Origin of the sequence: Gordonia prachuapensis, assembly GCF_036350515.1 — a bacterium.
Taxonomy (GTDB): Bacteria; Actinomycetota; Actinomycetes; order Mycobacteriales; family Mycobacteriaceae; genus Gordonia; species Gordonia prachuapensis.
Genome location: NZ_JAZDUE010000009.1, coordinates 209,707 through 229,819, shown reverse-complemented (window position 1 = coordinate 229,819; position 20,113 = coordinate 209,707). Strand labels below are relative to the sequence as shown.

21 protein-coding genes are annotated in these 20,113 nt (G+C 67.7%); 13 read left to right on the top strand and 8 right to left on the bottom strand.

Annotated features, from left to right (window positions below):
- Window positions 1–507, bottom strand: a 507-nt coding sequence (locus V1Y59_RS12950) for a GIY-YIG nuclease family protein (RefSeq protein WP_330505363.1), incomplete at its 3' end; no start/stop codon positions are given.
- Between the two features lie 105 nt (window positions 508–612).
- On the opposite strand from V1Y59_RS12950, the gene V1Y59_RS12945 reads away from it, so the two are divergent.
- The gene (locus tag V1Y59_RS12945) at window positions 613–1,533 is read left to right on the top strand and encodes a DUF5926 family protein (RefSeq protein ID WP_330505362.1); all 921 of its coding nucleotides are present in this window, start codon (window positions 613–615) and stop codon (window positions 1,531–1,533) included.
- Window position 1,534: 1 nt separating this feature from the next.
- Here the strand turns inward: V1Y59_RS12945 and V1Y59_RS12940 are convergent, their stop codons facing one another.
- Together V1Y59_RS12940 and V1Y59_RS12935 are read right to left on the bottom strand one after the other, a co-directional pair.
- Window positions 1,535–2,080 carry a ferritin gene (locus V1Y59_RS12940; protein ID WP_330505361.1) on the bottom strand — a complete coding sequence of 182 codons (546 nt, stop codon included), beginning with the start codon at window positions 2,078–2,080 and terminating at the stop codon, window positions 1,535–1,537.
- Window positions 2,081–2,170: 90 nt separating this feature from the next.
- Window positions 2,171–3,640: an LCP family protein gene (locus V1Y59_RS12935; protein WP_330505360.1), complete on the bottom strand. Its 1,470-nt coding sequence runs from the start codon at window positions 3,638–3,640 to the stop codon at window positions 2,171–2,173.
- Window positions 3,641–3,805: 165 nt separating this feature from the next.
- Here V1Y59_RS12935 and V1Y59_RS12930 point away from each other — a divergent pair, with 165 nt between their 5' ends.
- From V1Y59_RS12930 to V1Y59_RS12915, 4 genes are all read left to right on the top strand, one after another.
- The gene (locus V1Y59_RS12930) at window positions 3,806–4,720 is read left to right on the top strand and encodes an AurF N-oxygenase family protein (protein WP_330505359.1); all 915 of its coding nucleotides are present in this window, start codon (window positions 3,806–3,808) and stop codon (window positions 4,718–4,720) included.
- Window positions 4,717–5,403 (top strand): DUF4873 domain-containing protein, encoded by a 687-nt coding sequence (locus V1Y59_RS12925; protein ID WP_330505358.1) that lies wholly within the window; start codon window positions 4,717–4,719, stop codon window positions 5,401–5,403. The genes V1Y59_RS12930 and V1Y59_RS12925 overlap by 4 nt, the downstream gene beginning before the upstream one ends.
- 74 nt (window positions 5,404–5,477) lie before the next feature.
- Entirely contained in the window at window positions 5,478–5,963 is a 486-nt protein-coding gene (locus tag V1Y59_RS12920; RefSeq protein ID WP_330505357.1) for a hypothetical protein, read from the top strand.
- A gap of 25 nt (window positions 5,964–5,988) precedes the next feature.
- On the top strand, window positions 5,989–6,549 hold the full coding sequence (locus V1Y59_RS12915; protein ID WP_330505356.1) for a hypothetical protein: 561 nt from the start codon (window positions 5,989–5,991) through the stop codon (window positions 6,547–6,549).
- Window positions 6,550–6,573: 24 nt separating this feature from the next.
- On the opposite strand, the gene V1Y59_RS12910 is transcribed toward V1Y59_RS12915, so the two are convergent.
- Window positions 6,574–7,380, bottom strand: coding sequence for a CPBP family intramembrane glutamic endopeptidase (locus tag V1Y59_RS12910; protein WP_330505355.1), 807 nt, complete (start codon window positions 7,378–7,380; stop codon window positions 6,574–6,576).
- Window positions 7,381–7,410: 30 nt separating this feature from the next.
- The gene (locus V1Y59_RS12905) at window positions 7,411–8,166 is read right to left on the bottom strand and encodes a DUF2470 domain-containing protein (RefSeq protein ID WP_330505354.1); all 756 of its coding nucleotides are present in this window, start codon (window positions 8,164–8,166) and stop codon (window positions 7,411–7,413) included.
- A gap of 155 nt (window positions 8,167–8,321) precedes the next feature.
- Here V1Y59_RS12905 and pheA point away from each other — a divergent pair, with 155 nt between their 5' ends.
- Complete coding sequence (gene pheA / locus V1Y59_RS12900; protein ID WP_330505353.1) at window positions 8,322–9,272, top strand: prephenate dehydratase; 951 nt, start codon at window positions 8,322–8,324, stop codon at window positions 9,270–9,272.
- Entirely contained in the window at window positions 9,272–9,934 is a 663-nt protein-coding gene (locus V1Y59_RS12895; protein WP_330505352.1) for a histidine phosphatase family protein, read from the top strand. The genes pheA and V1Y59_RS12895 overlap by 1 nt, the downstream gene beginning before the upstream one ends.
- Before the next feature lie 278 nt (window positions 9,935–10,212).
- Here V1Y59_RS12895 and V1Y59_RS12890 read toward each other — a convergent pair whose 3' ends face one another.
- Both V1Y59_RS12890 and V1Y59_RS12885 read right to left on the bottom strand, forming a co-directional pair.
- Window positions 10,213–10,563 (bottom strand): metallopeptidase family protein, encoded by a 351-nt coding sequence (locus V1Y59_RS12890; protein WP_330505351.1) that lies wholly within the window; start codon window positions 10,561–10,563, stop codon window positions 10,213–10,215.
- Between the two features lie 4 nt (window positions 10,564–10,567).
- Entirely contained in the window at window positions 10,568–11,743 is a 1,176-nt protein-coding gene (locus tag V1Y59_RS12885) for a septum formation family protein (protein WP_330505350.1), read from the bottom strand.
- Window positions 11,744–11,807: 64 nt separating this feature from the next.
- Here V1Y59_RS12885 and V1Y59_RS12880 point away from each other — a divergent pair, with 64 nt between their 5' ends.
- From V1Y59_RS12880 to V1Y59_RS12855, 6 genes are all read left to right on the top strand, one after another.
- A complete protein-coding gene (locus tag V1Y59_RS12880; protein WP_330505348.1) occupies window positions 11,808–12,242 on the top strand; it encodes an ankyrin repeat domain-containing protein in 435 nt (144 codons plus the stop codon).
- 10 nt (window positions 12,243–12,252) lie between these two features.
- Complete coding sequence (serS, locus tag V1Y59_RS12875) at window positions 12,253–13,509, top strand: serine--tRNA ligase (protein ID WP_330505347.1); 1,257 nt, start codon at window positions 12,253–12,255, stop codon at window positions 13,507–13,509.
- Between the two features lie 44 nt (window positions 13,510–13,553).
- A complete protein-coding gene (locus V1Y59_RS12870; RefSeq protein WP_330505346.1) occupies window positions 13,554–14,495 on the top strand; it encodes an EamA/RhaT family transporter in 942 nt (313 codons plus the stop codon).
- 68 nt (window positions 14,496–14,563) lie between these two features.
- Complete coding sequence (locus V1Y59_RS12865; protein WP_330505345.1) at window positions 14,564–15,751, top strand: NAD-dependent epimerase/dehydratase family protein; 1,188 nt, start codon at window positions 14,564–14,566, stop codon at window positions 15,749–15,751.
- Window positions 15,752–15,754: 3 nt separating this feature from the next.
- Window positions 15,755–17,755, top strand: coding sequence for a hypothetical protein (locus V1Y59_RS12860; protein WP_330505344.1), 2,001 nt, complete (start codon window positions 15,755–15,757; stop codon window positions 17,753–17,755).
- Entirely contained in the window at window positions 17,752–19,581 is a 1,830-nt protein-coding gene (locus V1Y59_RS12855; protein WP_330505343.1) for a glycosyltransferase family 2 protein, read from the top strand. Before V1Y59_RS12860 ends, V1Y59_RS12855 begins: the two co-directional genes overlap by 4 nt.
- Window positions 19,582–19,590: 9 nt before the next feature.
- On the opposite strand, the gene V1Y59_RS12850 is transcribed toward V1Y59_RS12855, so the two are convergent.
- On the bottom strand, window positions 19,591–20,103 hold the full coding sequence (locus V1Y59_RS12850; RefSeq protein ID WP_330505342.1) for a hypothetical protein: 513 nt from the start codon (window positions 20,101–20,103) through the stop codon (window positions 19,591–19,593).
- Window positions 20,104–20,113: the final 10 nt, after the last annotated feature.

Genomic DNA, 20,113 nt, shown 5'->3' with positions numbered 1-20,113 from the left:
CCAACTCGATCTTCGGTCGCCCACCTGCCATACCCCAGGATCCCACGCCCGAGCAGCCCGTTTGCCGCGCAACATCCCTCCGTTACAGTTATTTAACGAATTTATGGCGCAGGACACTAGCCGAGCGTCACGAAGGGCCGCTCCATCGTCACTCTTCGTGCGCCGCTTGGACAGCGAGCGAAGCAAGTCGATGTCACCGGCGATCAGAGCCTGCTTCTTGCGACGGGACCAGCCGTGGATACGCCGTTCGATGGCGTACGCGTCCGCGACGGTGTCGAGCTCTGCTTGCCACACGAGCTTGATCGGCCGTCGGGTGGCGGTGAACCCGATCATCGCGGAGCTGTGTTGTTGCAGTCGTGCTTCCAGGTCTCGCGTGCTTCCGACGTAGTACTTCCCGTCGGCACATTCCAGGAGGTATGCCCATGCCATCTCGTCATTGTCGGGGACGTCGGGCGGGTCGAGGCTCCGCGGAGTAACCTGTGGATTGCGGCGAATCGGTGTGTGCATTCTGTGGATGTTGCGGTGCCCTTCGTGACGCACGCTCCTTCGTCGCGGGCTCCTCAGGGACCAAGGGGTGCTCTCGCCGACGGAACCCCGTGAGAAGGTGGACGCATGGCGAAGAAGAGCAAACGAGGCAGCGGGCCACGACCGGGGAGCAACCGGGCCGAGCGGGTGGCGGCACGCAAGGAGCGTCAGCGGGCTGCCATGGCGCCGCCGCCGCGGCCGTTCGCGGGCCTCGCCGCCGAATGTGATCTGGTCGCGATGCGTGCCTTCCTGGCCTCCGCGACAGTCGATCTGGGCGCCGGCACCCTGAAACAGGGCGCCGACCGTGACGTCGTCCTCGCCAGCATCCTGCCGGGCGCCGTGCGTGCACTCGTCCGCAACACCGACGACGGCCCGCAGGGCATTGTCGCCCTGCAGACCGAGATGGACCCCGACGATGTCGAGCGTGAGATCGCCGACGCGGTCGTGTGGTCGACGCGGGCCGAGCCGGACGCCGACTACGTGCGCTCGGACGACCCGCCGGCGCTCGTCGACGTCATCGATCCGGACAGCACTCTCGACGTCGTCGTGCACGACGATTTCGCGTGGTGGTTCCCGCCGGGCGCCGATGTCCCGGCCGAGTTCGCCGACATGCTCGAACAGGCCAAGGATTCGATCATGCCCAGCGCCCGCCTGACCGCGAAGAGCGGGATCGGCGCCCCGTGGTGGGTCGACGCCGGGGAACGGGCGCACCTCCGATGGGTCCGGCCCGAACCCGAGGACGAGGTGATGAACGCCCTGGCCCGTCTCCATGCGGCGGGCCGACTCACCCTCGGCGAGGGTTCGCGGTTCGCCGGATCGTTCCGCACCCATGGACTGCTGGTCCCCGTCTTCGACCTCGACAACGAACTGCACCACGAGGAATGGTCGGCGGGACTCGATCAGTTCGACGACTGGCTCTCCGAGGCGTTGGCGGTCGACGGCGATCTGAGCACCGCGGAGGTGCGGTCGCGTGACGGCATCCGCGGGCGGCAGGTCACCCTGCGCTAGGTCAGAGGTTGCCGCCGGCGGCCGCGGGCGGTGTCGCGGACTCCGGTGCGGCGCCGTTGATCTCGCGCTCGACGAAGTTCTCCAGGTCGAACAGATTGCCCTGCGCGCGTTCGGCGATGGTCTGCAACGTGGTCATGGTGGCGACCTCCTCGACCTGCTCGGCGAGGAACCACTGCATGAACTGCTCGCCCATGTAATCGCCGGAGTCGCGCGCCGCGCGTGCGAGGTCGACGATCTGTTCGGTGACCGACTTCTCCTGCGCCAACGCCAGCTCGATCGGTTCGCGATAGTCGGCGAAATCGTTGCGGGGCGCCGGGACTCCGGGGATCTCGACGTCGACGTCGCGGTCGAGGAAGTACTGCACGATCATCATCGCGTGATTGCGTTCTTCGACGGCCTGGGCATAGAAGTGCTTGGCCAGCTGGGGCATGTCGTGGCTGTCGTAGTAGATCGCGACCGCGATGTACTGCTGCGCGGCGGCGAACTCGTTGCCGATCTGATCGTGCAACAGTTTGTGGAACACGGACTCACCGGTATTCGATGTCATGACACCAGAATACGAGCACGTCAAAAAGCTATTTCGGATCAGCGCAGCCTAACTGATTTGAGCCTCACCATATTTCGGAGGCGGATCGAATCAGCCGCCGACGACTCCGCCCTGTTCGGACAGCAGATCCTCGGGAACCGGCGCGCCCTTGCGGACGTACGTGAAGAACTGTTCGGTGGTGTCGCTCACAGCGAGGGAGGAGCCGTCGGAGGTGTACTCGTTGCCTCCCGTGGGAACGGTGGTGGTGATCGGATCGCCACGTAACGACCACGCCAGCCCGGCCAGGTTCCACAGATGGTCGCCCTCGTCGACGGTGACCGCATCCACCGCGGAGTTGACGAACGGTACGAGCGCGAACGGATTCAGCAACACCGCGGGGCTCGTCGCCTTCGCCATGAGCGCGCTGAGGAACTTGCGCTGGTTCTCGATCCGTTCCAGGTCGGCGTTCGGGAAAGCCCGCGTGCGCACCAGCCCGAGTGCCTGCTGCCCGTTCAGTTCCTGGCAGCCGGCGGGAAGGTTCAGGCCGGCGAGCGGGTCGTTGAGGGGCTGATCGAGGCAGATCTCCACCCCGCCGACCGCGTCGACGACCTGGTCGAACCCGCCGAACCCGATCTCGGCGTAGTGGTCGATGCGCACCCCGCTGAGCTGTTCGAGGGTCTGCACGAGCAGTTGCGGCCCACCGAAGTTGAACGCCGCGTTGATCTTGTGCGATCCCTGTCCCGGGACGGGGACGTACAGGTCGCGCGGGACGCTGATGAGCATGGCATCGCCGCTCGGCGGCTTGTACACCATCATGATGGTGTCGGTGCGGGACCCGTCGCTGTCTCCGGTGGACAACTCCGCGCGCTCGGCGTCACTCAGGTCGGCCCGCGAATCCGTCCCGACGATCAGCCAATTCGTGCCAGGGGTGTCGACCGGGCGTCCGGCATATGCCGCGAGTGCGTCGGTGCGGTGGAGCTTGCCGTCGTAATAGAAGACGAGGCCGACCGACGCGACCACCAGGAGCAGCAGCGCCACCAGTAGCAACCGGCCGACGCGAATACGGCGACGACGTCGTCGTGGTTTCGGCGTCCCGACCGGTCGTCCCGACCTGCTTCCCGGGCGTCGAGGCGGCGCGCCACTGCTGCTGCGCGGGGAGGAACCCGCGCGGTCGGGAACCGGGCGACGGGTGCGCTCGGCCGCCGGGATTGGCTCGGGCTTCTGGGTCGGCGCGTACCCCCGCCCGGCGCGGCCGGGTTCCGACGAATCCGACCATGCAAGCGGCGGACGATAACGGCCGTCGCCGGCCTGGCGTTCACGCAGATGGGCGGTCGGGCCAGGGGCCTGGGCCCCCTGTGGCCGCGCGTTCGGGTGCTGCGGCGGATGAGGTGGAGGTGGCGGCGCCGGACTGCGCTGGGGTGGACTGTGCGGGGGTGGCACCCGGTGGGTGCGGCCGGGCTCGGGATTGGGGGGCGGCATCCGCCGGGGCGGTGTGCCGCGACGAGCGGGGTCGCCGCCGCGCGGCGCCGGCCCCGGGGGGACGTCGCGCCTGCGCATCATCGGCGGCTCCGGCTCGTTCATCCCGTCCAATGTACGCATCACCGGGGGCATCCCCGCCGCGCCGCGTCCGCCGTCCACCGGCAGCCGAAAATCACCCACCAGCCATTGTGACAGTGAGTGTTGACACATAGGCGCGGCGATCCTAGTGTCGGAGGTCACAGCCGATTCCATCGCAGGAGGTGCGCGATGACGATGACATCGCAGGTGAGACAGGGCGAGACGTCGGGACGGGAGGTCATCTCTCAGCGCCTGATCAACGGATCGGTGAAGCGCTCCTATGATCCGGTCGTCGATCTCGACTGGGATCGCGGACCGGAACCCGACCGCTACTTCCTACCGCCGCGCGTGGTGACCCTCACGGGCACCGACCTGTGGGAGCGGCTCTCCGACGAGCAGCGCATCGAGGTGTCGCGTCAGGAACTCGCGAACATTCTCTCGGTCGGGATCTGGTTCGAGAACCTGCTCAACCGCACGTTGCTGGCGCAGTTGATGACCGCCGACCCTGCGTCGGCCAGCACCCACTACGCGCTCACCGAGATGGGCGACGAATGTCGGCACATGGTGATGTTCGGCCGGGCCATCGAATGGTCCGGGGCACGCCCGTACAACATGAGGTTGTGGGAGCGGGCGGTGATGAAGGTGCTGCCGAATGCGTTGCGGGGCAGTCTGCTGTGGGTCGCCGCGCTGGTCGGTGAGGAGATCTTCGACGCCCTGCAGCGCGAGATGCTCGACGACCCACAGTTGCAACCGCTGGTGGCGCGGCTGATGCAGGTCCATGTCGCCGAAGAGGCCCGTCACATCGGCTTCGCGCGCGACGGGATCATGCGGCGCAAGCCCACCCGTAGCCGGTGGGAAACTTTCGTCGCGGCCAACGGTCACGCGATCGCCGGTGTCCTGTTCCAACGGCTCTTCACCAACCCCGCCATGTACCGGCGCGCCGGGCTGGATGGCCGGGCGGCGGCACGCGCGGCGAGATCCAACCCGCACTTCCACGACGTTCAGGTCCGTGGGTTCGCCTCGCTCGCAGCATTTTTCGAGGATGCCGGACTGATGAGCAGGCTGTCCCGGTCCGGGTGGCGTCGCGGCGGGTTCCTGCCGTGACCACCGCGGCGTCGGTGGCGGTCTGTGGGCGCGGACCGCTGGCAGAGCGACTGCGATCCCGAATTCGGCGTTCCCCGTTGCCCATCGAGATCATCGACGACGGGCGTCGTGCGGGCCTGATCGTGCGTGCGGGTCCCGCACCCGCCGGAAGTTATTTGGGCCTGGTCACCGCCAGTCGGGAGGGGGAGGTGTTCCTCGATGACGCACGCGCCCTCGACTACGTGGTGGCCATGGTCGAACACCTCGCGATGTCGGGCGCGGTGAGCGTCACCGTGCGCCGTCCAATCGAGAACGAATGGGCGATGATCGCGAACCCGCGACGTCGACGCGCGCGCCTGCGCCGATTCCGGCCCGACGACTACGACTGGCCGGGTGTGGAATCCATCGACGACGAGGTGTTCGACGGCGCCGCGGCGATGTCGGCGGACGGCTGCGCCGACCTCGTGGTCCGGCTGCGTCTGGTCGGCCACCTCGATCCCCTGGACGGCCGCTATCACTGGGCCGGTACGGCTTTCGGTGACGAGATCCGACGATGGAAGGACGACCGGGTGCGCACGGTGACGGTGTCCGTCGACGGGCGTGAGCCGGTCGATGCGCGGCTGGCCGAGGTCACGCCGTCCGGGGCGGTGCGCATCGTCGGCGTCGGGGCCCCGCCCTATGTCCTCGACGACCTGATGGTGTGACCGCGTGTCGTTCGCCTGACCGAATCAGCCGAGTGCGTTCGTCGCACCGGGGCCGGCCTCCTTACGATCCCTGCATGAGCTACCCGCCGCAGTCCGGCCGACCCCCGACGGGGATGGCGCCACCACTCGATCCCCGCGTCCTCCGCCAGCGGGCCGGTTCCGCGCGGGGCGGGGCCGTGCTGCTGTGGGTCGTCGTCGGGGTGCTGCTCCTCGGCATGCTGGGCAACGCCACCCGATCGACCAGTGAGCCGATGGTGAGTGAGTCGGGTTCGGCTGCCGAGTCCGCGGGCCGCGTCATCGGCACACTCCTGATCCCGGGCGCAGCGGCCCTCGGCGCCATCATGCTGCACCGACGCCGCGGGCGGCTGCTCCGCCAGGCGAGTCAGATCGAGGCGGCGCAGCAGGCCTACGGGTACTACGCCCCGGGGTATCCGCAACCCGGCCCGATGGCGCACCATCCCCAGAACTTCCCGCCCCACAGCTTCCCGCCCCAGAATCAGCCCCCACAGCCCTATCCGCGGTATCCGTATACGCCGCAAGCAGGCCCGCCGCCTGCGTAGCGCGGCGTGTTGGAGAAGTCCCCTCATGACCGAAGCCCAGGACCGAGGTCCAGGACGTTGGTGGACCGCACTCGTCGTCGCGACCACGCTCGCGGTCATTGCTGCCTGCGGCGCCCTCCTGTGGACGCTCGTTCCCCCGACTGCGGATTTCGCCTACCTCGTCCTCGCGATGTGGGCGTTGCTCGGGTTCGCGGCGATCTGGTTGGTGTTGGCTGTGTTCGGATGCTTTCGGTATCGGCGATTCCGATTGTCTGCAGTCGCTCCGCTCGTCATCTTGGTCACGGTGATCCTCGCGGTGGCCGATGTTCCGTCACGGGTCGGGTTCGCGGTGTCGAGGCCCGCGTTGGAGGCCGCGGCCGATCGTTGCGACGAGTCACTCGACGAGACGAAGATCGGTGTCTACGAGGTGTGGCGAATCGAATCGGCGGATGGTGGATGCCGGTTCTTCATGAAGGGTGGCCTGGTCGACTCGGTCGGCCTCGCATATCTGCCGGACGGTCCGCCGACCGAGCGGTCCGGTGACGAGCGCGAGATCACCTATCGCGGGTTCGAGGATGAGTGGTATCGATTCGTCCAGCAATTCTGACGCTGGAGCCGCTCAGAGCGCGCCTTACCCCACCCAGCTCAGATGTTCGTGGAGCAGGGCGTAACCAACGAACGCGACGATGTCCATCACGGCGTGGGCGACGACGAGCGGCCACACCCGTGACGTGATCTGGAAGAACCGGCCGAAGACCAGACCCATCACCAGATTGCCCAGGCCTGCGCCCAACCCCTGATACAGGTGGTAGCCGCCGCGCAACACCGAACTGGCGATCAGCGAGCTGTTCTCCGAGGTCCCGAGCTGTCGTAGCCGGGTGATGAAGTAGGCGACGACGATGATCTCCTCCGCGGCAGAGTTGCCCACGGCGAGCAGGATCAGGATCGGCCAGCGCCACCACACGCCGTCGACCTCGCTGGGCACCAGGTGGGCGTTGACGCCGAGGGCACGGGCGATCGCGACCAGCGCGAGACCGGGCAGTCCGACGAGGGCCGCCAGCCCGAGGCCGGCCGGGATGTCGCGGCGCGGCCGCCAGCGCCCGAGGCCGGCGCGTTCGAGGAGACCGCTGCGCCACAGCAGGTAGGCGCCGAGGCCGCCGATGGCGAACAGTCGGAGTGCGCTCATCAACTGCCGGAGGAAGTCGATCCAGCCGAGATCGGATCGTGCCGGGTTGAGCGCGACGGTGCTGTTGCCGATGCCGCCCGCCAGTTGTGCCTCGATCAGCGACAGCGCCGCCGAGAGTGCGGAGAACAGGAAGGTGAGGACGCCGACGATGGCGAGTTCGACGATGATCGCGCGGCGTTCGATGGGGTCGGTGACGACCGCGACGCCGGTGGGGCGCCGGGGGTGCAGCACCGATCGCAGCGGGGCACGCATGGTGGCCACACTACGGTCGGCGCGCGAGATTCAGTCCGGGAGGCTGTTCATGAACGGGCATCCCGCGAGCGTGCGCAACGCCTGGGAGAGCTCGTAGACGTCGGAGACCGGTCGCGCGAAGGGCACGCGGACGTCGGAATCCCCGGCGGGGGCCTCGACACGGAACCGGATGCCGAATCGATCGAGCCCGAGTGGCCGCACCCGTCCGGACCGCATGTCGCGGGGGAGGCGCCGGGCGAGTTGACCGACGAGGTCGGCGTGATCGGCGTCGAGGTGAGCGATCCAGTCGCTCTCGAACTCCCAGAAGGGGTCGGGTGCGGCTCCGGCGAGTTCCACCGATCCGACCGACGCCGCGCCCGCAGAGGTGGCGATGACGGCGTTGTCGATCTGCAGACGCAGCATCGAGTACCCGTGCCCGAGGTCGAGCAGTCCGTCGTCGGGATGTTCGGCAGCGATCTCCACGGCGAGATCGCGTTCGAGATTGGCGGGTACCGCGTGCAGGCTGCCGTTCAGCCAGACCAGCGATCGGACGCGTTCGCGCAGGTCGATCGGTGCGCAGTCGGTCACCTCGACCATCGCGGCGAGCCCATCGGAACACTCGCCGGCCAGCGTCATGGCCTCCCCGTCGGTGGGAACCAGCAGGAATGCCTGCGACTCGAACAGATGGACCACGTTGACCGTCGTGGTCTCCGCGCCCTCCACCGCGAGGGTGGCGCCGCCGACCTGGCGGCACGCGGTCTGGATCAGTTCGGCGTCCGACGGACGGTCGGTGACTGCGTGCGTCATGCGTTCCCTCGCTCTCGGCAGTGCGGTGAAGAAGAAGGTCGATCTGGAATGAAGGTAACCCTAACCTAAGGTGGTGTCGGCTGTCCGTCAATCCTTCCGATCGCCACACGGGGCAACGACGGCCAGTGGGTCGATCGCTCGACTAGGATCTTGTCGTGACTGTGTTCGCCTATTTCGGTCCCACGGGAACCTTCACCGAGATCGCGCTCGACCGGCTGCTTGCCGACCGTCTGCCCCGGCAGAGCGCTCCGCGTCCGGCCGGTGACGTGCAGAAGGTCGCGGCGGTCAGTCCGGCGGCGACCATCGGCATGGTGCGCGGTGGTGTCGCCGACTTCGGGTGCGTCCCCATCGAGAGCTCGGTCGAGGGTGCGGTGCCGGCCACCGCCGACGCGTTGGTCCCGCCGGGGCCGGGTACGTCGGGCCGGGTGCAGGTCTTCGCCGAGGTGGTCCTCGACGTCGCGTTCACGATCGGCGCGCGGACCGCGTTGTCGCCGGTCGACGTTCAAACCGTGGCGGCCTACCCGGTCGCCGCCGCGCAGGTTCGTGAGTCCATCGAAAAGCTTTATCCCAACGCACAATTCGTCACTGCGTCGTCCAACTCGGCGGCCGCGGCCGACGTCGCCGCGGGCAAGGCGGACGTGGCCGTCACGACCTCGTTGGCGGCGCAGTTGTCCGGGCTGGTCGTACTCGCCGACGGGGTGGCCGACGCCGCCGACGCCTACACCCGGTTCCTGCTGATCGGGGCGCCCGCGCCCCCGGCCGAGGCGACCGGCTCCGACCGCACATCGGTGATCCTGGACCTGCCAAACGTCCCGGGCAGCCTGATGACGGCGATGGATGAGTTCGCTTCTCGCGGAGTAGATCTCACCCGAATCGAGTCCCGTCCGCGGCGTGATGTCCCGGGCTCGTACCGGTTCTACCTGGACGCGGTCGGCCACCTCGACGACGACGCCGTCGGTGAAGCCTTGCGAGCGCTGTACCGGCGGTGCGAACGGGTGGTGTTCCTCGGGTCGTGGCCCACGGACCGGGCGACCGGATCTCAACCACCAAACACCGCCGAGAGCGCTGCATGGTTCGAACGACTTCGTCGCGGGGAGGACGGCTAGTGGCGAGGCTCCACCTGGTTCGGCACGGAGAAACCACATCGAACGTCATGCGTCGCCTCGACACCGCGTTGCCGGGCGCCGCGCTGACCGATTTCGGTGTGCGACAGGGTGTCCGGTTCGCCCTCGAGAACCGGCCGGTGCACGATGTGGTGCTGCTCAGCTCGTTCGCGCGGCGAGCCCAACAGACCGCCGAACTCATCGGGTCGGTCTGGGATGTGGAACCGGCGGTCACCGCGGGCATCCACGAGGTGCAGGTCGGTGAACTCGAGGACCGCTTCGACGACGACGCGCACGGTGTGTTCAAAGAGATCGTCGACCGGTGGCATCAGGGTGATCTCGAGGCACGCATCCCGGGCGGCGAATCCCTGGCGATGGTCTACGACCGCTACCTCCCGGTGATCGAGGATCTCCGGAGTCGACATCTGCAGGGCACCGATCAGCGGGATGTGTACGTGGTCAGTCACGGTGCGGCGATCCGGTTGATCGCCGCCCGCCTGGCCGGGGTCGATCCGAGCTTCGCCGCAGGCACCCACCTACGTAACACCGGCACCATCGAACTCGAATTCACCGACGGCGGTTGGCACCTGCATCGCTGGGGCGCGGTGACCGGGCCGTTCGGGCCGCGGATCGACGAGCCGCTGGTCACCGACCCGATGGGGTGAGCCACCCCTCCGATGGTCGATTAGCCACCACCCCCCCCCGATGGTCGAGTAGCCACACCCTTCCGATGGTCGAGTAGCCGCTACCCCCCCGATGGTCGAGTAGCCACGAGGCGCTAGCCGAGTGGCGTATCGAGACCAGTTCTCGCGCAACTCTTTACGGGTACCTCACCACCGGTCTCGATACGGCGCCTCGCCTAGCGGCTCGGCCCCTACTCGACCAGCGGAAAGACCAGCGGGGGGAGGGGGGAGCGAGGGGCCGAAGGCGGAGGACCGCGCCGTCAGCCCCACCCGTTGGCGTGCAACCATTCGTCGCTGATGCCGAAGTGGTGGGCGATCTCGTGGATGACCGTCACCGCCACTTCGTGCACCACTTCCTCACGGCTGTGGCACATGGCGAGGATCGGGTCGCGGTAGATGGTGATCGTGTCGGGGAGGAATCCGCCGTACTCGTGGTCGCGCATCGTCAACGCCACGCCGTGGTACAGGCCGAGGATCGTCGGCTCCTCCTCGTTGAACGGCTCGACGAGGATCACCACATTGGACATGTTGTCGGTCAGCTCCGACGGGATGGTGTCCAGTGCGTCGGAGACCAGCCCGTCGAACTCGTCGTCGGACATGCGAACGGTCATCGGATCACCCCGCCGGTGCCGGCACTTCTTGCGGATTCGGCGCGATGCCCGGTGGCAGCGGGACCGGGGTGGGCAGTGCGCGGCCCGGCGGCGCCTGCGGCGGCGGGACCGGCAGTTTGCCGTTGATCAACAGCGTCGACCGCGCATCGCCGACCAGGGTGGCGAAGCCGCCGCCGTCGGGCAGTCCGAGGTAGCACACCACGGTGCGGCTGCCGGCGAGCCAGCTGGGTTCCGACAGCACCGACCACTGCACGTTGAGGGTGGTCGCGTCGAGCTTCGGCTTGCCGCCCAGGAAGCGGGTGGCCTGCACCGGACAGATCGATCGCAGGTAGTCGTTCTGCGCTTCGACGCCGGGCCACGGCCTCCCGGACAGGCTGTTGCCGAAACGCTGGGCGAGCACCACTGTGCCCGTGGTCTGGAAGGCATGCGGTTCTGTGCAGTTCACCGCGACACCGGTGGCCGCCTTGGTCGCCGGGTTGATGCCGACGCAGGTGCCGGGCGGCCATTGGAAGGATTGGTCCTGGTCGGCGACCCGACCCACGAACTGGTCGGCCATCCCGTCGGCACCGGTCTGCTGCAGGCCGCACCGCAATTCGCGTGCACCCTTGTCCCACTGCACCTGGGACGGATACATCATCCCGACCGAGAAGCGGCCCTGCGGATCGAGCCGACCGTCGAGGTAGCCGTCGACGATGACCGGGCACTGCTCGTCGCGGATGGCGGCGAATCGTTCGGTCCCCGGCCACGGAGCAGACTCGCCGAACTCGCTGCCCGGCAACAGGGCGGTGTCCAGCGGGCCCGCCACCTCGAATCGGTGCTGCTGGTCGCACGCCACCTTGCTCGGGTCCCCCGGTGCACCTTCCGGCCAGTCGAGACAGTCCCCGGGTACCGACTCGGTGAAGGCGTTCTCCGCGAGCCGCTCACCTTCGCCGATGTCCGTGCCGCCGACGCTGCCGCTGTCGTTGAACACACCCATCGCCAAGGCGATCGCACCGGCGACGATCGCGCCGATCACCACCGCCGCGAGGACCACCCGGACCGGGTTGTGCAGCAGTGAGCCGCGCCAGCCCTGCTCACGCTGCGGTTCGCTCGGTTCGTCGTCGGGTCGGGGCTCGTCGTCGGCGGGCACGTTCACCCAGTCGTCGGCCCCGTCCTTCGGGGTCTGGTCTTCGCCGTTCATCGGGATCCATCATGCCTGCTGTCACGGACCGGCAGTACCGTCTCTCGGCCTACACTCGCGTCCGATGAGTTCTGAGCACCCCATCCCCGACCAGCCCGACACCGACGGCCCGATCCCCGACGAGGTCGCCGATCTGGCCGGCCGCCTGTTCGACATGGCCCGGGCCGGTGACACGCCGACCCTGGCCGCCTACCTCGACGCCGGGGTGCCCGTCGGGCTGCGCAACCAGTCAGGCGACTCCCTGCTGATGCTCGCCGCGTATCACGGCTCCGCCGCGACCGTCGCCGCGCTGGTCGAGCGTGGCGCCGACGTCGACGCCGCCAACGACAAAGGCCAGACCCCGCTGGCCGGGGCGGTGTTCAAGGGCCACGACGACGTCGTCGAGGCACTGGTGCGTGCGGGCGCCGACCCACACGCCGGGACGCCCACCGCGGACGACGCCGCCCGGATGTTCGGCCGCGAAGACTACGCGCAGCTGTGGCGCTCGGGCCTCCAGTAGGGTTTCACACGTGATCGACCTGAAGATTCTTCGTGAGAACCCCGACCTCGTGCGCACCTCTCAGCGGACCCGGGGCGAGGATCCCGGCCTGGTCGACGCGCTGCTGGACGCCGACGCCGCGCGTCGGGCCGCCATCGTCGAGGCCGACGGGCTGCGGTCGGAGCAGAAGGCTCTCGGCAAGCAGGTCGGCAAGGCGCAGGGCGAGGAGAAAACCGCGCTGCTGGCCAAGGGCAAGGAACTCGCCGAACAGGTCAAGGCGGCCGTCGCCCGACAGCACGAGGCCGACGAGGCGGCCGCGACCGCACACCGGGCCATCTCCAACCTCGTCGAGGAGGGTGCGCCGGCCGGTGGCGAGGCCGACTACGTGGTGCTCGAGCATGTCGGCGAACCCCGCACCATCGATGAGCCGAAGGATCACCTCGAACTCGGGGAGTCGCTCGGTCTCATCGACATGGAACGCGGCGCCAAGGTCTCCGGGTCGCGGTTCTACTTCCTCACCGGGCAGGGCGCGCTGCTGCAGCTCGGTCTGCTCAACATGGCTGCGCAGAAGGCCGTCGCCAACGGATTCACCCTGATGGTCCCGCCGGTGCTGGTGCGACCGGAGATCATGGGCGGCACCGGGTTCCTCGGCGCGCACGCCGACGAGATCTATCACCTCGAAGACGACGACCTCTACCTCGTCGGCACCTCCGAGGTGCCGCTGGCCGGCTACCACGCCGACGAGATCATCGACCTCGCCGACGGACCGAAGCGCTATGCCGCCTGGTCGAGCTGCTTCCGTCGGGAGGCCGGCAGTTACGGCAAGGACACCCGCGGCATCATCCGGGTGCACCAGTTCGACAAGGTCGAGGGCTTCATCTACTGCAAGCCCGAGGACGCCGCCGCCGAGCACCAGAAGCTGCTCGGGTGGGAGCGCGAGATGCTCGCCGCGATCGACGTGCCGTACCGGGTGATCGACGTCGCCGGCGGCGACCTCGGTTCCTCGGCGGCACGCAAGTACGACTGCGAGGCGTGGGTCCCGACGCAGGGCACCTATCGGGAACTCACCTCGACCTCGAACTGCACCACCTTCCAGGCGCGGCGACTGGCCATCCGGTACCGCGACGAGAACGGCAAACCGCAGATCGCCGCGACCCTCAACGGCACTCTGGCCACGACGCGATGGATCGTCGCGATCCTGGAGAACCACCAGCAGCCGGACGGCTCGGTGACGTTGCCGCCCGAGCTCGCCAAGTTCGTCGGCACCGACGTTCTCGAGCCACGCTGAACCGGCGGATGCGATGAGTCCGAGCTGATGATGAGTCCGAGCCGATGACCGCCGGGATCATCATCGCGGTGATCGGCTCCTTCGCCTTCGCCGCCGCGGCGGTGCTCCAGGCGTTGGGCGCCGATCAGGTCGCGCAACGTGCGGCGGTGCGGGAGGAACGCCGAAAGTCCGCCCGCGCGCATCCGTCGGTGCGCTCGACCGTCGCGACCATGCTGACGGTGCCGTTCCTGGTGGGGTTCGTGTTCGACATCATCGGCTTCGTCGCGACGATCCTGTCCGCGCGCCTGATCCCGTTGTTCTTGTCACAGACCATCATCTCGGCCCGCCTGGTCGCCACCGCCCTGCTCGCGATGATGGTGCTGCACATTCGGCTCACGATGCGCGACTGGATCGCGGGCACCGTCGTGGTGGCCTCACTGGTGTTGTTGGCCGTGTCCGCGGGCAGCGAGGGCACCGTGAACGAACGATGGATGCATTGGGCGGTGCTGGTGGCCGGCCCCGTGCTGTTCGGCCTCGGCCTACTGTGTATGCGCATGCTGCACAAGCACATCGCTGCCGCCACAGGTCTGATGGCGGGCGCCGTGTTCGGTGTCATGGCGATCGCGTCGCGGATCGTCGACGGCCTCGACGAGTTCGACCTGGCCGCGATGTTCACCGATCCCGCTTTGTACGCACTGCTGTTCAGCGGCATCACCGGTTTCTACCTGTTCACCGTCGCCTTGCAGACCGGGTCGGTGAACGGTGCCGCCGCAGCGCTTGTCGTGGGGCAGACCGTGCTACCCGGTGCGGTGGGCATCATCTTCCTCGGCGACGTGACCCGGGCCGGGTGGGGACCGGCGGCGATTGTCGCGTTCGTCGCCGCCGTCGCCGGTGGTGTGGTGCTGTCGTCCTCGCGTGCGGTCACCGCGGTCGAAACCGCGGACGCGACGAACATGCCTGCGGGTTATGGACATCCGCCGCGGGAGGTCGGACGGCACGTCGGCTGAATCGGTCGATGTGTCCGAACTTCACCGGTTGCCAACATGAACTGTCGGTATGTGCGAATCTGGGGTGCATGAAAATCGCAGTCCTGGGGGGCGACGGTTTCTGCGGGTGGCCGAGCTCGCTTCACCTGTCGGCGTCCGGGCACGAGGTGACCATCGTCGACAATCTGGTGCGCCGCCGCGCCGACGACGAGTTGGGTGTGCAATCCCTGACACCGATCGAACCCCTGGACGTGCGGGTGGCGGTGTGGAAAGAGGTGAGCGGCCGCATCATCGACGTCGTCGACCTGGACCTCGCCCACGACTACGACGGCCTGCTGTCCATGCTGGATGACGTGCGACCCGAAGTCGTCGTGCATTTCGCCGAACAACGCTCGGCGCCGTACTCGATGAAATCCCCGGCGCACAAGCGCTACACCGCCGACAACAACATCAACGCCACGCACAACCTGTTGGCCGCGATCGTGCAGAGCGGACGCGATGTGCATCTCGTCCACCTCGGCACGATGGGTGTCTACGGCTACGAGTCGGTCCCGCTCGACCTGCCCGAGGGGTATCTGACGGTCAGCTACCCTGACAACAACGGGGTGATGCGGGACCGCGAGATCCTCTATCCCACAAGGCCGGGCAGTGTGTATCACCTGACCAAGTCCATGGATCAGTTGATGTTCCAGTTCTATGCACAGAACGACGGCGTGCGCATCACCGATCTGCACCAGGGCATCGTCTGGGGAACACAGACGGCGGAGACCGAACAGGACGTGCGGCTGATCAACCGCTTCGACTACGACGGCGACTACGGCACCGTCCTCAACCGGTTCCTGGTCCAGGCAGCCATCGGCTATCCACTGACCGTGCACGGAAGCGGCGGTCAGACAAGGGCATTCATCAACATCAACGACTCGATCGAGTGCATCCGACTGGCCGTCGAATCCGGTGACGAGGTCGGCAACCGGGTGCGGGTGATGAACCAGATGACCGAGACGCACAAGGTCGCCGATCTCGCGGAACTCGTCGCCGACAAGGTGGGTGCCCAGATCGACCACCAGGTCAACCCCCGCGCGGAAGCCGACGAGAACGCACTCACCGTCCGCAACGACCGACTTCTCGGTCTCGGCCTCGACCCTGTCCGGCTCGATTCGGATCGACTCACCGCGGAGATCGATCTGGGAAAGCACTACGCACATCGCATCGACATGAGCCGCATCCCGTGCCGCTCGTACTGGAACAGAGATCGCCAATCGGCAGCCGAGGAGTGACGGGTGAGCGACGACGAGAAATCCCCGGACGAGGATCGATCATCAGCTGACAACCCACAATCCGACAACCCACAATCCGACAACCCGCACCCCGAGGATCCGTCCGCGGCGAACCCCGGTGATGAATCGTCCGCCCAGCCGAGGGAACCGGACCCACCCGAGGACGAGTACTTCACCGGCGAACGCGGACGCCGGATTCCACGCGCTGCGCTGGTGGTGTTCGGCATCGCCCTGGTTGTCCTGCTCGTCTTCGTGTTCGCACGTCCGGGGTGGTTCACCCGCGATGTCGGCGACCACAGCCTGCACGTCCCGTCGGAACGCCACTTCGTGAAGTCGCTGGCCGGCGCCGGGCGCGAGGACGGCGTGTGGCTCACGGACGACTCGCCCTCGTCGAGCTTTCTCGTCACCTTCCCGGCCGATTCGCCGCGCGAAGAGACCCGGGTGCACCTGCAGGGTGATACCAAGGTCGCCGAGGACAGCATCGTGTTCCTGACGGTCCGGATGGACGGCCAGCAGGTGTTCAAAGAAGAACTGCCCCGCGGCGACAACGACCTCGACGAGTACATCGATGTACCCGACCAGATCGCGGCCGATGGACAGGTCCGCGTGCAGATGCGCGTCGACGGCGACCTCACCGACCAGCAGTGCACCGCCGACCGCAGTACGGGCATGCAGGTGCACATCGCCGCCGATTCCGTGGCCGAGGCGGCTCTGTCGGAGCCCGTACACACGGTCCGAGACGCGGTCGTGTCCTGGGACCGCGACGTCACCGTCGTCGTGCCCGACCAGTCCGACGAGTGGCGGACCGCGGCCGCGCAGATGGGGATCGCGCTGACCCAGGCCGGGCACGACGTGACCTTCTCCGCCGCGATGCCGGAATCCGACGCCGACGACGTGCTGCTGGCCGGACCGCCGGCCGGGCTCACCGACCTCGGGTGGACGGCGCCCGATCAGGCCGAGGGCGCTCTGGCGGTCGGTACCGTCGACGACACACCGGTGCTGGCCGCTACGGAGCCGGACGGCAGCGTGCTGGCATCGTTCCTCACCGAGAACCCGGTCGCCACCGCGGATTCCGCCGCCACCGATCCGCGATCCGTGCCGGCGGCGGCACCGTCGGGCAACGAGGTCGGAGTGGCGGCGCTCGGTGCCGACACGTCGGTCACCGACGTCATGGACACCCAGAACTGGCGGATGCGTTACTCACTGACCGACCTTCCGGGCGGTCGGCTGCCGCAGGCCATCCGGGTCGCCCTTCAGCTTCCGGCGACACCCGACGACCTCACCTGGGTGATGAACACCGAACTCAACGGCCAACTGCTGCAGAGCCGTCGGCTCACGCAGTCGACGGGTGAGGCCGTCGTCCCGCTCCCGGCAGCCGCGCAACTGCTGAACAACGACCTGACCATCTCGGTGCTGCGCGACCGGGATCTGGGCGGATGCGACGTCCGGGTGACGCCGTACCCGATGCAACTCCTGCCCTCGTCGGCCGTGCAGATGGGCAACGACCCGGGCGCCGGGTTCACCGCGTTACCCCGTGTCCTGGCACCGGGATTCGCCGTGCACGTCCCGGATTCGGTGGATGCCGACGCCATCACCCAACTCGACGCCATCGTCCCCGTACTCGCCACCTTCGTTCCGTCGCATTACAACCCGGAGTTCCGGTGGGGCGCAGCGCCTGCGCCGGGGCAACCGTACATCGTCGTCGGGGAGAGTCCGGGGGTGAACACGATGGTGCGCATCGTGGACGGGCGGATCGAGGCGGGCCCGGCCACACCCGCTCTCGACATCACCTCGTTCGAGACCGGCATGGTCATCCAGACCGCCACCGGGCCGGGCGATGCGCGAGGGTTGTCCATCCAGTACGCGGGCGCCCCCGGCGGCATGGCGCTACCCGCGTTCGGACGGGAAACGGCCGAGGTGGTGACCGCCCAGGGCAGTTTCGCGGTCAATCCCGACGGCAGCACCGTGCCCAGTGATCAGGCGAGTGCGGGCAGTCCCGGATGACCATCGCGCCGCATCCCGAACACGCCACCGAGGCGATCGCCGATCACTTCCGTTCTGTCGACAGCGCACCCAAGGGGTACGCGATCGACCGTCCGGCATCGGCGGTGAACGGGTTCCTCGTCACGTTCATCGGACTGACGATCATCGCCTTCTGCGTGCGAACCTTCATGGTTCATGGCGGATTCGAGGGCACGCCCCGCGATCTGGTCTTTCTCGGACATGACCGGGGCAGTGTGGTGTTCCCGCTGCGTCTGTTCGTCGCCCTGTTCTTCCTGACCTATGCCATGCTGGCGTACTCCAACATCTGGCGACGGCTCTACCTCGCCGGCTCGCTGCTCGGGAAATTCGCCGTCTTCTGCGTGGCACTCGACATCATCGGCTGGGCGCTCCACAGCGTCGGGATCGTGTCGATCTCCGTGTTCGCCGGGCAGATGATCTCCGGGCTCACAGCTCTTGCCATCTTCCCGCACACCGTCATGCGGCAGGCGCAACTGCCCGAGGAGGGTCCGCTTGCGAAACCACCTCCCCTGCCGCGCAAGGCCTTTCTGCAGTGGGCGGGATGCCTGGCGGTGGCGATGGGCGGGGCCGCGGTGGCGATGCACGTCCTCTACAACGTGGTCGGTGTCCTGAAGGAGTTCGCCATCCTCGGCGGCATCGGTGCCGGCGTGTTCCTCATGCAGCAGATCCTCGCCGTGTCCACCGCGATCCTCGGCATCCGGATGCTGCGGCGGTCGCGCGACCGGGATTTCGCACCTCCGATCGCGATTCTCGTTCCCGCGCACAACGAGGCGCACAGTATCGGGGCGACCATCGAATCGGTGGACCGGGGAGCCGAGACCTACCCCGGCGACGTCCGGCTCTACGTCGTCAACAACGCGTCCTCGGATGCCACCGCGCAGGTGGCCCAAGAGACGATCCGCGACTGCCGGTTCATCACCGGAGTCGTCCTCGACTGTCCCACCCCGGGCAAGGCCATCGCGTTGAACATGGGGGTGGATCACATCACCGAGGAGTTCATCGTGCGCATCGACGCCGACACGGTGATCGGCCCGGGCTGTCTGGAGACGGCCATGCGGCACTTCGCCGACCCGAAGGTCGGCTGCGTGGGCGGGTTGCCGATGCCGCTGGAGGAGAAGACCTGGATCGACAAGTGTCGCCTCATCGAGGTGTACATGCGACACGGCTTCTTCCAGGTGTCTCTCGACGGCTACGACGGTGTGATGGGCATCCCCGGGATGTTCGCGGTCTATCGACGCAGCCAGCTGATCTCGGTGGGCGGCATGGTGCAGGGCATGAACGGCGAGGACACCGACATCTGCATGCGCCTGGCCGCTGCCGGGTACCGCAGCGTCGCCGATCCGACTGCCGTCTATTACAGCGAAACCCCCGTGTCCTATGCCCACCTACGGGAGCAACGCACCCGATGGTTCCGCAGCATCTATCACCTGACCGCACGCAACCGCGGTCTCGTGTTCGACGGCCGGACAATGATCGGGACGTTCGTGCTCCCGTTCAACCTCGTGAACGCTGCTCGTCGCGCCATGCTGGCGCCACTGCTGATCTACGCGTTGATCGCCTACACGATCTTCGGAACCACATTCACCACGATGCGATGGCAGCCCGTCGTCGCCACCCTCCTCGGGATGTCACTGATCCTCACGGTGATCGTGTGTCTCATCTATCGCGCCAGGTCGGTCCGCTATGTCCTCCACTACCTGGGGTTTCGCGTGCTACGCAGCTATTTCACGCTGGGCTCCGCGCTGACGCTGATCTATCCGCCCATGCATCCGAAGATGCCGAGGTTGCCGCGCCGCGCTACGCGATGACCGCAGGGCTCACCCGCCCGACGTCTCGATCTCACCGTCGAAGGCGAACGGGGTGTCGCCGGGTTGGCAACCCTTGACGTCCGCGGTGAGCATCGGCATGCCCACACCGACCATGTCGCTCCCGCCGTTGGTGCCCTCACGGACGGTGATCTGCACAGCCGCGACGTCCACGAACTGTTCGGGCAGGCCGAACGGCGCGACGTCACTGATGGGATACACGAGCGAGGCGGTGTTGCCCTGCACGTAGATGCACGTGACGGGCCCGGTGACCTCGATCGGAGTCGGATCGGCGCCGTTGAGGACGGTCGCCTTGTAGTCGCCGGTGGTCTCGCCGGATTCGGCCCGGTCGCCCTGCGCCTCGATGCGCAGCAGGTGGATGGTGGGGGTGAGCTGCAGGTCGCCCTCGATCGACAGGGTCGCCGGTTCGACGGCTGGTGCGGTGCCTGCGGCCATCGTGGCGGAAGCAACGGCCAGACCGGACGCCGCGACGACGGATGCGGCGAGGCGAGCTGATCTCCTCATGAGGTATCTC

What these genes read in the sequence shown, in the direction of transcription:
- V1Y59_RS12850 (WP_330505342.1), bottom strand. Translation starts at nt 20,103, where the DNA reads ATGAGGAGATCAGCTCGCCTCGCCGCATCCGTCGTCGCGGCGTCCGGT.
- V1Y59_RS12890 (WP_330505351.1), bottom strand. Translation starts at nt 10,563, where the DNA reads ATGACCGTTCGCATGTCCGACGACGAGTTCGACGGGCTGGTCTCCGAC.
- V1Y59_RS12945 (WP_330505362.1), top strand. Translation starts at nt 613, where the DNA reads ATGGCGAAGAAGAGCAAACGAGGCAGCGGGCCACGACCGGGGAGCAAC.
- V1Y59_RS12935 (WP_330505360.1), bottom strand. Translation starts at nt 3,640, where the DNA reads ATGAACGAGCCGGAGCCGCCGATGATGCGCAGGCGCGACGTCCCCCCG.
- V1Y59_RS12940 (WP_330505361.1), bottom strand. Translation starts at nt 2,080, where the DNA reads ATGACATCGAATACCGGTGAGTCCGTGTTCCACAAACTGTTGCACGAT.
- V1Y59_RS12915 (WP_330505356.1), top strand. Translation starts at nt 5,989, where the DNA reads ATGACCGAAGCCCAGGACCGAGGTCCAGGACGTTGGTGGACCGCACTC.
- V1Y59_RS12880 (WP_330505348.1), top strand. Translation starts at nt 11,808, where the DNA reads ATGAGTTCTGAGCACCCCATCCCCGACCAGCCCGACACCGACGGCCCG.
- V1Y59_RS12910 (WP_330505355.1), bottom strand. Translation starts at nt 7,380, where the DNA reads ATGCGTGCCCCGCTGCGATCGGTGCTGCACCCCCGGCGCCCCACCGGC.
- V1Y59_RS12885 (WP_330505350.1), bottom strand. Translation starts at nt 11,743, where the DNA reads ATGAACGGCGAAGACCAGACCCCGAAGGACGGGGCCGACGACTGGGTG.
- V1Y59_RS12920 (WP_330505357.1), top strand. Translation starts at nt 5,478, where the DNA reads ATGAGCTACCCGCCGCAGTCCGGCCGACCCCCGACGGGGATGGCGCCA.
- V1Y59_RS12870 (WP_330505346.1), top strand. Translation starts at nt 13,554, where the DNA reads ATGACCGCCGGGATCATCATCGCGGTGATCGGCTCCTTCGCCTTCGCC.
- V1Y59_RS12905 (WP_330505354.1), bottom strand. Translation starts at nt 8,166, where the DNA reads ATGACGCACGCAGTCACCGACCGTCCGTCGGACGCCGAACTGATCCAG.
- V1Y59_RS12930 (WP_330505359.1), top strand. Translation starts at nt 3,806, where the DNA reads ATGACGATGACATCGCAGGTGAGACAGGGCGAGACGTCGGGACGGGAG.
- V1Y59_RS12865 (WP_330505345.1), top strand. Translation starts at nt 14,564, where the DNA reads ATGAAAATCGCAGTCCTGGGGGGCGACGGTTTCTGCGGGTGGCCGAGC.
- V1Y59_RS12855 (WP_330505343.1), top strand. Translation starts at nt 17,752, where the DNA reads ATGACCATCGCGCCGCATCCCGAACACGCCACCGAGGCGATCGCCGAT.